General features: G+C 43.1%; 8 protein-coding genes and 2 tRNA genes. 4 read left to right on the plus strand and 6 right to left on the minus strand.

The window, feature by feature from the left end:
* Window positions 1–5: 5 nt before the first annotated feature.
* The 6 genes from CK503_RS11265 to CK503_RS11290 form a co-directional block, all read right to left on the minus strand.
* Window positions 6–1181: a tyrosine-type recombinase/integrase gene (locus CK503_RS11265; protein ID WP_176466295.1), complete on the minus strand. Its 1176-nt coding sequence runs from the start codon at window positions 1179–1181 to the stop codon at window positions 6–8.
* 290 nt (window positions 1182–1471) lie between these two features.
* Window positions 1472–1545 (minus strand) — tRNA-Ile (locus CK503_RS11270).
* 130 nt (window positions 1546–1675) lie between these two features.
* Window positions 1676–1763 (minus strand) — tRNA-Leu (locus tag CK503_RS11275).
* A 169-nt stretch (window positions 1764–1932) separates the two neighbouring features.
* A complete protein-coding gene (locus tag CK503_RS11280; RefSeq protein ID WP_095606917.1) occupies window positions 1933–5076 on the minus strand; it encodes an efflux RND transporter permease subunit in 3144 nt (1047 codons plus the stop codon).
* 27 nt (window positions 5077–5103) lie between these two features.
* The gene (locus CK503_RS11285; RefSeq protein ID WP_095606918.1) at window positions 5104–6303 is read right to left on the minus strand and encodes an efflux RND transporter periplasmic adaptor subunit; all 1200 of its coding nucleotides are present in this window, start codon (window positions 6301–6303) and stop codon (window positions 5104–5106) included.
* 63 nt (window positions 6304–6366) lie between these two features.
* On the minus strand, window positions 6367–7758 hold the full coding sequence (locus tag CK503_RS11290; RefSeq protein ID WP_217988404.1) for an efflux transporter outer membrane subunit: 1392 nt from the start codon (window positions 7756–7758) through the stop codon (window positions 6367–6369).
* Between the two features lie 422 nt (window positions 7759–8180).
* Between CK503_RS11290 and CK503_RS11295 the strand changes: the two genes are divergently transcribed.
* From CK503_RS11295 to CK503_RS11310, 4 genes are all read left to right on the plus strand, one after another.
* Entirely contained in the window at window positions 8181–8561 is a 381-nt protein-coding gene (locus CK503_RS11295) for a response regulator (RefSeq protein WP_095606919.1), read from the plus strand.
* Between the two features lie 35 nt (window positions 8562–8596).
* Entirely contained in the window at window positions 8597–10621 is a 2025-nt protein-coding gene (locus tag CK503_RS11300) for a M1 family metallopeptidase (protein WP_095606920.1), read from the plus strand.
* 172 nt (window positions 10622–10793) lie between these two features.
* Window positions 10794–12491, plus strand: a complete 1698-nt coding sequence (locus CK503_RS11305; protein ID WP_095606921.1) for a sensor histidine kinase — start codon at window positions 10794–10796, stop codon at window positions 12489–12491.
* Window positions 12481–13185, plus strand: a complete 705-nt coding sequence (locus CK503_RS11310) for a response regulator transcription factor (protein WP_095606922.1) — start codon at window positions 12481–12483, stop codon at window positions 13183–13185. Before CK503_RS11305 ends, CK503_RS11310 begins: the two co-directional genes overlap by 11 nt.
* Window positions 13186–13203 lie beyond the last annotated feature (18 nt).

The raw sequence follows: 13203 nt of genomic DNA on the forward strand, positions 1-13203 counted from the left end.
TTTAATTAGTCAATTCCCTTAATTGCATTTTTAATATCTTTCTGATCCAGGTGCTCGTAAATTTGGGTGACATCAATAGAAGAGTGTCCCATTATTTTTTGGACCATATGAATGGGTACTCCTTTACGTAACAAGTCGGTAACACAAGAATGCCGCAGTCCGTGAAGGGTAATGGAGTTGGGAACATCTTTGGCCAATCGGACAAATTTTTTAAAAGATCTTGACAATGATCCGGCTGTCATGCCATGAAAGCGATTCAATCCCGTAGAACTGGGAAAAACGTAACCATCCTTGGGTTCTCCTTGTTTCTCATGCCATTCTACCAACCAGGGTTTCAAAGGCTCTCTAATCGGAATTACGCGTTCCAGCTTTGATTTCGTGGTATTATCATCGGTATTGATAATCAATATATGTCCGTGGTCATCCGGGTCATCGGAATTACCCTCTAAATCTACCTCGTTCCATTGAAGGTTTACCCCCTCACTGGCTCGCATCCCACAATAATACATGGTATTAATCATTGGTTTAAACCACAGTCGCATCTGATGAGGTTTAGTTACATAGCCTTTCTCTTTCTGTTCTTTGTAGAATTTGTCAAATGCATCGAAAACTCTATCGAGCTGCTCTCTTGAAATAATCTTTTGAGCAATTTTTTGTGGGACTTTTGGTGGCTTAATATCAGCGGTAATATCCTCTTTGAGGATCTCCCTTTCGTGCATCCATTTAAAGAACACTTTCAGGTGTCGAAGATAACTTGCCTGGGTTGCCGGTGCGATATCATCCCGAAAACAAAACTCCCGAATGTCTTTCTCCAGAATTTCTGTTACCGGCATGGTGCGTCCAAGCTGGTCTTCCAGCATATTTAGGTGACGACGGTAGTTATCTTTCGTCTTCTGATTAGCTTGGCTGCGCTCCTCAATAAATTGATCGGCCGCCTTGTGCAAGGGGATGTATTTGCCACGAAGCTTTGATCGTTTTTTCTTGGCTTCCTTACGAGGGGTCCAGCCGTTAAAGGGATCGATTTCACCCCGCTGAAATTTATCCTCATACTCGATCAGAAGTTTCTGTGCTTCTCGCTTGATCGTTGTACCCAAGCTCAGGGCCTTTTGTTTTCTCTTCCCGTTGATTTTTTTGAAAAAACGAATGTAATACGTCCCTTTTCTCTTTTTCAGACTAGCCATATAATCAATATTGTGTGTGAAAATTACGAGTTGGTACAGAATTGGTACACGATGTACCAACTCATTCATGTGCATTGCTTCTTGTCAATTGCTCCAAATAAGTAATTAATCTTAGTAACTGACTGTACCAATGTACCAACTTTTGTACCAACTATTTACATAAATCGTTGCAAAAAGTGAAATGATTTCACGCAGAAATTTTTACAAGAAAGGGACAGGAAGGGCCTAAAAGTGCCGCTTAAATAAAATAAAGGATGTTTTAGAGGTCTTAAAAGGAGGGAAAATAAAAGTGGGCCCGGCAGGACTTGAACCTGCGACCAATCGATTATGAGTCGACTGCTCTGACCAACTGAGCTACGGGCCCTTAGTACAATTAACTGACAAATCATCAGAAATTATTGCCACTTAAGGTACTTTTATGGGACTTTGTTTTACCAAATTTTCACCACGAAATTATAAGTCATTGAAAAACAATGACTTATAGGTAACAAAAGTACCCGAGGCCGGACTCGAACCGGCACTGGTATTTAGATACCAATTGGATTTTAAGTCCAACGCGTCTACCAATTCCGCCACTCGGGCAAACATATCAATTGATTGATTCCCTACAAAGGATAACCAATTTTTCGAGAAACCAAATATAAGGGATTACAAATTACTTCTACAATGGTTTTTTAAGTTTTTTGTAATTGCGATACCCTATTAAATATAGAATACGCATATCATTTTCTCATTTGTACAATACCAGCGTCTATTCTGCAATTTCTTTTTGGGGAGAGGAATAAAGTTTAGCAACTATATCTTCGAGAATTAAATATAGACAGGGTACAATAACCAAGATTATGGAAGTCGCAAATACAATACCGAATCCAAGTGATATAGCCATAGGTACTAAATGTGCCGCCTGACGAGAGGTCTCTAAAATGATCGGGGTTAATCCACCGAATGTGGTTAGTGTTGTCAAGATGATAGGACGAAAACGCCGAAGCCCCGCCTCGTGTATAGCATCATATATCGATATATCGGGGTCTTTTCGTTTTCTATTCGCCAGATCAATCATAATAAGAGAATCATTAAGTACTACTCCCGACAACGCTATTACTCCCATCATGCTTACCAACGACAAATCATAACCCAGTAAAATGTGTCCGATAACCGCTCCCACAATACCAAAAGGGATCGCTCCCATCACAATAATTGGTTGCAAGTAACTTCGAAATGCCACAGCCAACAGAGCATAAATGACAATCATCGCCAGCCCAAAGGTACCCCACAGGGCTTGCGTTGATTCCCGCATTTCGGCCTGGCTCCCTTCAAAGGACCATGTTATGCCCGGGAAATCTTCTCGGAGCTGAGGCAACGTTTCGGTTTGTATCGACTCCAGCACCCGTGAGACGGCATTAGCCGGTTCAGCGTCCATACTTACTGTTACCACGCGCCGACCGTTACGACGATTGATACTGGTAAAAGCTTCTCCCTTTTCGAACTCTGCCACATCCAAGAGCGGAACCTCTACTCCGGTGGGAGTTTGTACTACAAAATCCTCCAAATTATATACATCCTGACGCTGTTCCCGGGGTAATTTTACGCGTACTTCAATCTCATTCACGCCCCTCAGCTGACGCATTGCGAGCGATCCGTAAAAAGCATTTCGCAGCTGTTGTCCAACATCTTCTGAGGTCAAGCCAAGTCGTCTTCCTTCGGGAAGCAATTTAAAATCAAGCTGAGCCTTTCCCCTGTTGTAATTATCATTGACATCCCGCGTAGCTTCAAAACGCTCTACACGCTCCAGGAATGCCTGGCTGGCTTTTTCAAGAACATCAATATCGGAATGGCTCAAGTCTACGCTTATATCAGGCAGATATCCGGCCGGACCTCGTTCAGCCTCAAAAGTAATCTGATCCACTCCCTCGATATCGCCGATACTGTCCCGCCAAAGCTCAATGACTTTCTGGGCCGTCATATCTCGCTCGGTTGGTGGCTTCATCACAATCTCCACATCAATAAAACTCTGACCCCGTACGTTCGTTTTGATACCTTCCGCCACACGATCCAGGTTGTGCTCATCAAACATACGTTGTGTTGACTTCGTAATTTCTTCGGCAACCTTACCCGCCTGTATAGCTGTCGTTCCTACCGGCAGCGACACTCCGGACTCAATTTCGTCGGCCGCTACTTCGGGCATCATAATCATCCCCATATGATCACTGTACCCGAATCCTCCTACCATTACCAATAAGGCAACAGCTGCACTTAAGGTGATATACCGGTATCGAAGACAGTAATCTAAAAACGACCTATAATAAGTTTCAACAAAATGATTAAACCGCTTAGCAAATTTCTGCTGAAAACGATGTAACCGTCGCCCAATTTTGAACCGGCTTTCTTTTTTGGAGCTGTGAGCAAGGTGAGCCGGCAAGATAAATAGCGCCTCTACAAGCGATACCAATAATACTACAATAACCACTGCCGGCAGTGGCCACCAATATTTTCCGGTAGTTCCCGGGATAAAGAGTAACGGGAAAAAGGCAATCACATTCGTCAAAATGGCGAAAGTCACCGGCTTGCTCATTTCCTTGGCCCCCTTGATGGCCGCTTCCAGAAAGTTCATACCCTGCTGACGGTACTCGTAGATATTCTCCCCCACCACAATGGCATCGTCAACTACAATACCAAGCACCACCAGGAATCCGAACATAGAAATCATGTTGATACTTAATCCCAGCAGCGGTAAAAACAGCAACCCGCCTACAAAAGAAATCGTCATTCCCATCATCACCCAAAAAGCAAGCCTGTACTCCAAGAACAAGGCCAGGATAACCAGCACAATAAGAATGGCCAGGGCTCCATTTTCGACCAGCAGTGAAAGACGTTCGCTAAAATCGTCCGCACTATTACTGTCGATACGATACTTTACGCCGGTCGGAAACGCTGACTCTGCAATCTCCAGTTCATTTTTAACTGTTTCTGCTATTTCGAGCGGTGATTGATTACCAATGCGATAAATCTGAAGATCTACTGTAGGCTGTTGATTAAACTGTCCATGGAATCCGGTCTCCTCAAATCCATCGGTAATTTTTGCAATATCCGCCAGCGTAATATTACTCCCCACATCCGATGTTACAATCTCAATATTACCAAATTCATCGGCCCACTGCTTTCGCTCTTGCATCCGCAAAAGTATCTCACCGGCATTGGTCTCGATAACACCTGCGGGAATATCTTCACTGGATTGACGGATAACATTTGCCACTTCGTCCAGCGTTATATTATACTCGCGCAGTGTATTCCGGGGGATCTCCACATGTGTTATATAATCGGGGACGTTACCAATTTCGACCTGGGTAATATTTTCTTTACTCAACAGGCGGTCGCGCATATTTTCGGCTAACTTACGAAGTGTCCATATATCGGAATCCCCATATAGGCCAACAGTCATTACCTCTCGCTGATTGGATTGCAGCTGCACTTCCGGTTCTTCGATATCATCCGGAAAAGTACGGATACGATTAACAGCCTGATCGATATCCTGAAAAGTTTTCATCCGCTCGGCACCGGTCACCAACTCTATGGATATGCTGCCCGACCCCTCATATGCCGTTGATGTAACTTCTTTAATACCCTGCACGCCTCGAATGGCCTCTTCCACGGGACGTAATATCCCCTGCTCTACCTCGGCCGGTGAAGCCCCCGGATAAACCACACTGACCTCTACAATATCCAGCTGATACTCGGGAAATACCTCCTTCTGCATATTATATCCCGTCCATATACCACCGCCAATCAGAATAATCATTAACAGGTTGGCCGCAATGGGATTTTGCGCCATATAGGATATAAATCCACTCCCTGTATTGCTGTCTGACTCGTTTGTATTTGATCCGGAGTTACTCATTAATCCTTAAGTTGGGAGTCAAGTTTGTTATTGAGATGCAGCTGACGTATCTGATTCTGCATTTCCCGTGCCTTCAAGTCGAAGCGGAGCACCCTCACTCACTGTAGAAAGATTGGTAGTGACAATCTGATCTCCTTCCGACAAGCCACTTTTGATATAAGCATACTGGGCATCCTGAAACACTATTTGTACATCACTGATATTCAATTCACCATCATTCATAACCCAAACCGTGTCATCATCTCTTACATAATCGCGATTCAACCGAATTACATCCTCAAGCGCATCGGCCTTAATATGCACTTCTACAAATGATCCCAGCATTAATCGCGGCACATCGGGCTCGTCTGTTTTATATGCCTGCGGATCTGGTACCGAAACCAACACTCGGGCCATCCGCGTCTGATCTTCAAGCGTACCAATCAATCGATACAAATACCCCTGTCGGTAGGTTTCAGGAGGCCAGGCGGTTCTGTTTCTAACTCTCACTTCGGAACCACGCTGTTCATTTCCCTCTGGAATGGTAATCCACCGAAGCTTGGAAACAGGCACGGTTGCTTCAATCCAATAGGTATCGAGCCCCACTAAACGAGCCAAAGTTTCGCTCGTAGACACTTGCGATCCTACATTTACATTACGAGTTAAAATATGGGCATCAAATGGGGCTTTAATTGTCGTTCGTTCAAGATCCAGTTGGGCCTGATCAACAGCTGCCTGGGCAGATTCTACGCTCGATCGGGCAGATTCCAGCTGCGGTTCACGTAAAACCAGCGATTTATTTTCTTCTGACAAGGTATCAGCAAATAACTGGTAATCCTGCCGGGCCACATCCTGTCGACCCATTTCAATATTGAGATCAGCCCGGGCCTGGCGTAATTCACTTTTTCGCTGTTCCAGTGTATTTCTATAGTCAGAAGAATCAATTTGCAGCAACTGTTCTCCTTTTTCAATATAACCGCCGGGGGTAAATGCGTCCGACAGGGCTTCCACTTCCCCACTCACTCTGGGACTCAAGTTTACTTCCTGTGACGGGCGAACCGTTCCCATAGCCTGAATTGTCGGCCGATAGTTATCCCTTTCCACCTCTATCACATCCACAAGCATAGGGGTTGCCCGGGTGGCTCCCGCCTGCTCTGCCGTTGGTTCAGTCGAAAAGATTAGTACTGTCACCACACCGGCTGTTGCTAAAATACCGATACTAATAAAAAGTGTCTGTTTCCAACTCATTTTTAAAATGGTTTAGTGTCCAAGCCCCTTTATATGATTAAGTAAACTGCTTAAATAAAATCGTCAATTCTCATTTTCACGTTCAGTTTCAAAAGAACCGGCCAATGCCCGGTATAGTCCAATACGGTATTCAACGAGTGTCAGCTCTGCTGTTAATAAATCTCTTTGCAATTGCTGAACCTCATCAAGTGCCGTAAGTACATCCAGATAATTCGATGTTCCATTGAGATATTCCAGTCGCAGCTGATCATAGGCCTGTTCAGCCAATGTTACCTGTTCTTCCAATCGTTCAATACTTTCGCGCTGTTTTTGCTCACGGATCAACGCATCCTCCACTTCTTGAAAAGCCGTAAGTATGGTTTGTCCATATTCATAGAGTCGCTGTTTTTTAACGGCTTCTAACCGGTCAACCTCGGCGCTTAGCTCACCGCCACGAAAAATAGGTGCCAACAGATTCCCGGCAAACGAGGCAGCCCAATTCTCAAAAAGATCCTCGACCGTATTACTTGAAGAAGTCAGTGAGGCTGACAACGTCAGGCGTGGGTACTGGTTGCTGATTGCCGAAGCCAGATCACGGTCGGCAGCCTTAACCAGATTAAAAGCGCTTTTAACATCGGGACGACGCTGAACAAGATCTATCGGGACGCCCGTGCTTGGCAATGGTGGTAGCTCAGGCAGTTGTTCCGGTACAATATCAATTGTATCCTGAGGCGATCGTCCAAGTAACACCGAAAGCTCATGCTGTAATACATCCAAATTTGCTTCGGCATTTGATTTCTGTTCACGCGTGGACTCCAACAATTGCTGCTGACGAAGAATATCAACACCTCTGATCTGCCCGGTCCCAAATCGATTCTTCAGCAGCTCCAACACTTTTTTATTTGTTTCGATCTGGCTTTCAACAAGTGCCAACTGCTTTTTTGCCTCAGCCAGCCGAGTCCAGGTTCGTACCACTTCTGCCGAAACGGTAAGTGCTGCTGTTTGGTAGTCAGCCAATGTAGCCTGCGCACGATATTCTTCAGCATCTACCTGTGAACCAATTCGCCCCCATAAATCAATTTCATACGAAGAACTTAATCCCGCGCTAAAATCATCGGAGCTTCCAAAGGGTGATTGCTGGTTGCGCGTCGTTTGAGCTTCTGCATTTGCATCCAACGTAGGGAAAAGACCGCCCGTTTCACGATCAATTACGGCCTCTGATGCCTGCAGGCGCTGCCATGCCGTTTGAATATCAAAATTGGAACTTAACGCCGTATCAACGAGGGTATTTAGTTGGTCATTCTCAAAAGAGGTCCACCAACGGGAAGAGACTTCCGCTTCACCACTTTGTGAAAAAGAAGCCGATTCCTGAACAGGAGGTTCCAACGTCTCTTTTTGAGGTGCACACCCCAGTACCAATAGGAAAATAGATCCCCACAGCAAATAGTTAACATTCATAAAGAGATCTCTGCTCATCCTGCGATTTCTCTGCCACTTTATAAAAAATTATTTGTGGGTTGTTTATTATAGCACCCAAATCTATAGGAAGTTTGAAGCATTTATGCTTACTATATTTCCGAAAGACGACTTTCAAACAATACTACTATCCAAAACGTTTATCCGAATAAAAATTTTTGGGAATGTAGTACTATTGCCTATGTGATTTTAGATAAAGACGTCATAAATAATCATTACATAAATGCTTCATTTTACTCCTTGAATATGACTATATTGATCTGCATGTTTATACTTTTCAAAGGTTATAAGGGATTACATTTATTTACTATTCTAAACTTACAAAAACTCTTGTGATAAATTCCTCGTCAAATAAATAGATTGTCTTATACCACGATTTTACTATTTTAAATACATTATCTAAAAACGATTACTAATATTATATGAGTAAAGAAAAGAAGAAGGTCATCATTGTAGAAGACGATCTCATTCTCAATTTACTGTACGAGAGTTATTTGGAGAGGCTCGGATTCGAAACGGAAGGTGAGCTTGTTTACGGTAAAACAGCTATTGAAACAGCAAAAAAAATTGACCCGGATTTAGTGGTCATGGATATTTCTCTGGAAGGAGAGATAGACGGTATCGACGCTATGCTTAAAATCCGCGAGTTTTCTGAAGTACCGGTCATTTATATCACCGGTAATTCTGATCCCTATCATGTTGAACGAGCCAAAGAAACAGATCCTTTGGATTACCTCACCAAACCCATAGAGTTCGAGGATTTAAAAAAGTCTATTCAAAAACACTTTTCTTCCAACTCCTAAGATCCGGAATTATAATTTCCTGAACCACCCAACCTATGTTTACACCATTGCCATCATCAAAGAATGTGATATTGCCAGTGGTTTTTGCTGCATTTCTATTTTTTGGATGCACCGGACCACAACAAACTACTGAAGATCCTCAACAAACATCCGAAGAAAAAGCCGTTCAAAAACCTTCGGAATTAGATCGATTGGTCCCCAACCCAATCACCGAAGAAATCCCCAATGCATTTTTTAATGCTATCGATAATGGTACCCGGACCATGTCTGGCGAACCAGGCAACAATTATTGGACACAAACGGCCAATTATGATATTGATGTTGAGCTAATCCCCGCCGATACGCTTGTAAAGGGAAGTGCAACCATTACCTATTACAACAATTCTCCCGATACGTTAGATGCTCTTCATATGGAACTGGCGCAAAATCTGCATGCCGAAGGAGCACAACGAAGCAGCCCCCAGGAAGTTACCGGAGGTATAAACCTACATAAGGTTGGCCTTAATGGTGATGAGGTCAGCCAGCTGCAAACACGCAGAGATCCAACGGGATATGGTGTTAATGGAACACATCTTTTTATTCGACCCCAAAATGCTGTTACACCCGGTGACTCTGCTAAAATACAGGTCGCTTGGGATTTCAAAATCCCCCAGCGAGGGGCAAGTGGACGCATGGGATATAATGAAGACAATCTTTTCTATATTGCATACTGGTACCCGCAGATGCGCGTTTATGATGATGTTTTCGGATGGATGACTGACCAGTTTACCGGAACTTCCGAATTCTACCACGACTTTGCAGGTTATAACGTTGACATTACCGTCCCCGAACAATGGGTGGTGGGCTCTACCGGTCAGCTTACAAATGGACAAGAAGTTCTTACCAAAGACATTTTTCAACGGCTTGATAAAGCTCATAAAAGCGATACAGTAGTATCTGTTGTTACTGAAGATGATTTCGGATCGGCAACAAAATCACCTGAGAATGGTACCCTTACCTGGAGCTTCGAAGCCCAAAAAGTACGAGATTTTGCTTTTAGCGTAACCAAAGAATCCAAATGGGATGCCACCCGCGCAAGTGTTGGTGATCTTGATAACGACGGCGAAGAAGAGTATACAGATATCAATGCTATTTATCGCAGTTCTGCTCCAAAATGGACAGATGGCGCTAAGTTTACGCAGCATGCTATCACCTTCTTGTCAGAACAGACTGACCTCGAATATCCCTGGCCTCACATGACCTCGGTAGAAGGGGGAGGCATCATCGGCGGGGGCATGGAGTTTCCAATGATTACCATTATTGGTGATTATAATAATCAATCCTCGCAAGCCCTTTACGGAGTAATAGCACATGAATTGGCACATATGTGGGTGCCGATGATTGTAAGCACAAACGAGCGTCATTATGCCTGGATGGATGAGGGTACCACTACCTATAATGAAAACCAGGCCAAAAAAGCATCCTATCCGGAAGGACTGGATTTTGATCTGCAAGATATAAACAGCTACCTGCAAATCACGAATACGGATGCCGAAGGACCAATAATGCGATGGTCTAATCATCACTATAATGGGTTTGCTTATGGCATCGCTTCTTATCCCAAACCAGCAACAATGCTTGTAAGTCTGCGCAGCCTTTTAGGCGAAGAGACATTCAACAAGGCTTTGCACGAATTTATCGAGCGGTGGAAGTACAAACACCCTTATCCCTGGGATATGTTTAATACTTTTGAAGATGTCGCAGGACAAGATCTGGACTGGTTTTGGAGAGCTTGGTACTACGAAACCTGGACGCTTGACCAGGCTGTTGGCAATGTTAGCACACAAGATGGTACCACCCGCATCATAATTGAAGATCATGGCCAAGCCCCAATGCCGGCCAATGTTGAAATTACCAAAAGTGACGGATCTACCCTTAGCCGTACCATTCCCGTCAAAAAATGGTTAGAAGGGGCAACACAAGCAGTAATCACCGTTGATGGAGAAGTTACCAATGTATTAATCGATCCCGACAAGAACTATCCTGATACTAATCGGCAAAACAATAGCTGGAAGAAATAGCATCAAGTAAATTATTGAGCATATTAAAGGGGCACTTTTTGTGCCCCTTTTTGTTATTTTACAGTTATTAAGATTTCTTGTATTAAATCACGTAAAATGGTGCGTTAATAACATTAAATCCCACCACAAATTTATTACCTTGCTTTTCTTAAAGTCAATAACTTTCTAAAAGATGAAGCGATACGGATCACTTCGATGGATCTTACTTGCTGCCGGTGTAGTTGCCATTTTAGGGCTCACTGGAATGAATGTGTATTCGCTATATGCGCTACATGAAAATACGCTGGAATCATCCAGAGAGAATAAAAAGCTCCAGATCGCCGAGTTTACAGATAAAATCCGATATCGATTTTTTGAGAAATTCATGGGACTTGGATCTGTTGATATTGATCGGCTGCAAGATAACTATAGGAAGACGGGGCAATTCACATCCGAAGTAAACAATCTACTAAAAAAAGCAGCTAAAGATTCTATTTACAAAGATATCTTTTTTATCCCCTCTGGCTCTGATGCTTGCCAACAACACACTCCTATCCACAAATACACTTCCAACCAGAAATTTGAGCTAACCTCTAATTACCCAGAAGTGGTTTGTGATGGGATGGGTATTGCTCGAACACAAATAAAAAGTCTGTTGGCGGATTACCAATACAATAATAAGGTAATTTTTGATTCCCACCGCAGTATTACAATTGTCCTTATAGATCCGTCTGATCGGGAAGTCTTAGGCTATCTTACAATGCCTTTTAATCAAGACTTTCTCCGTAATTCTTATCTCCCAAAAATACTGGAACAGAAGTTTGGACCCGATGAGCATCCCGGTCTGAATGTCTGGTTGCGAGATTGGACAAACAACAAAATTATTGCCAGCAGTAGTCCCAATGCAAAATACGAAAGTGAGCAAATACAGTTTGTAGAAAATTTTCCCGATTTTTTTGACTATTGGACTGTCGAAGTTGCTTTTACGGATGAATCTACTCTCGCAGCCAGTAACGCATCACTAATTCAAAATCTTATTGTCTTGGGTGCGGCAATGCTACTGCTTTTGGGTGCCCTGGTGTTCATGTTTATATCTGCCCAAAAAGAACGAGCTCTTGCCGAACGACAGTCAGAATTTCTGGCTAATGTCACCCACGAGCTCAAAACACCTTTATCAGTAATGCAAGCGGCCGGTGAAAACCTTGCCGACGGACGAGTACAAGATCAGCAGAGACTTAAAAGCTACGGTAATCATATTTTCAGCGAGGCGGTACGTCTGCGAAAGATGATCGACAAACTTCTTGATGTAGCAAAATCTAATGCGGAGGAATCACTTATAGAACCTCAACCTACTGATGTTGGAGATGTCGTACAGTCTTATCTCGAAAGACATCAGAAATTTTTCCGGGAAAAGGGTTTTCATCTTGATCTCACCATTAATGACAACCTTCCCAAAGTCAATATAGATCGAAATAGCTTAGAAACCATTCTCAGTAATTTAATTGATAATGCTATCAAGTACAGTGCTGATGAAAAGTATCTTGGTATCAAAGTTACTGCCCAAAACAATCAGGTAAAACTTTGCATTGAAGACCACGGAATTGGCATTGACAAGAAAAGTCTATCTGATATTTTTACTAAGTTTTTCAGAGTTGAAGATTCATTAACAGCCAAAACCAAGGGACATGGGTTAGGCCTATCGATTGTTAAAAATTTAGTTGAACTCAATTCAGGATCTATTGATGTTGAAAGTAAACCAGGTGAGGGATCTACTTTTATCATAACATTTCCTATCTTAAGTGAGTCCGAACAAAAAGGTTCACCCAATTCGGTATCAATGCAACCTGAATCAAAGTCAAGAAATAAAGAGCTTGAGGAACATGTCAGCTGATCCCAAAAAAATTGTTATCGTCGAGGATGAACCCAGCTTGGTATTTACATTGCAAGACACCTTAGAAAGCGAGGGATATGACGTTTATATTGCCGAAAACGGCGATAAAGCTATTAAAACCGTCAAAAAACAGCAGCCCGACTTAATGATTTTAGATCTCATGCTACCGGGCATGAGTGGTTTTGATGTTTGTCGTACGGTGCGGGATCAGAATTACACCTTCCCAATTATTATTCTTACAGCCAGAGATCAGGAAATTGACAAGGTTACCGGTCTCAATATTGGCGCAGACGATTATATCACCAAACCCTTCGGCGTTAAAGAACTCCTTGCTCGTATAAAAGCACGTTTGCGTCGGACTGAGACTTATTCCAAAATGAAACCCATTAAAGAAGTTGATCTCGATCCGATCCATATTAACCTAAAGAATGCGATTGCCGAACATCCTGAAAAAGGTGATCTTGAGCTCACTACCAGAGAAGTAGAACTTATACGCTATCTCGTAGCCCACTCTAATGAACCGGTTTCGCGCGATGATCTGCTGGAAAATGTATGGCGATATGAATTCAGCACAAATACACGTACTGTTGATGTTCATATATCAAAGCTCAGATCAAAGATTGAGCAACACCCCGATGATCCCACATACTTGGTTACCCTACACGGTGTTGGCTACATGCTTAAAATGGACTAATAGTTCTAACGGTCTTTG

The sequence above is a fragment of the Fodinibius salipaludis genome (assembly GCF_002287075.1).
In the GTDB taxonomy this organism is placed as follows: domain Bacteria; phylum Bacteroidota; class Rhodothermia; order Balneolales; family Balneolaceae; genus Fodinibius; species Fodinibius salipaludis.

Excerpts from the sequence above, each read along its gene's own strand:
- CK503_RS11300 (WP_095606920.1), top strand. The coding sequence starts at position 8,597 with ATGTTTACACCATTGCCATCATCAAAGAATGTGATATTGCCAGTGGTT.
- CK503_RS11285 (WP_095606918.1), bottom strand. The coding sequence starts at position 6,303 with ATGAGTTGGAAACAGACACTTTTTATTAGTATCGGTATTTTAGCAACA.
- CK503_RS11290 (WP_217988404.1), bottom strand. The coding sequence starts at position 7,758 with ATGAGCAGAGATCTCTTTATGAATGTTAACTATTTGCTGTGGGGATCT.
- CK503_RS11280 (WP_095606917.1), bottom strand. The coding sequence starts at position 5,076 with ATGAGTAACTCCGGATCAAATACAAACGAGTCAGACAGCAATACAGGG.
- CK503_RS11295 (WP_095606919.1), top strand. The coding sequence starts at position 8,181 with ATGAGTAAAGAAAAGAAGAAGGTCATCATTGTAGAAGACGATCTCATT.
- CK503_RS11265 (WP_176466295.1), bottom strand. The coding sequence starts at position 1,181 with ATGGCTAGTCTGAAAAAGAGAAAAGGGACGTATTACATTCGTTTTTTC.
- CK503_RS11305 (WP_095606921.1), top strand. The coding sequence starts at position 10,794 with ATGAAGCGATACGGATCACTTCGATGGATCTTACTTGCTGCCGGTGTA.
- CK503_RS11310 (WP_095606922.1), top strand. The coding sequence starts at position 12,481 with ATGTCAGCTGATCCCAAAAAAATTGTTATCGTCGAGGATGAACCCAGC.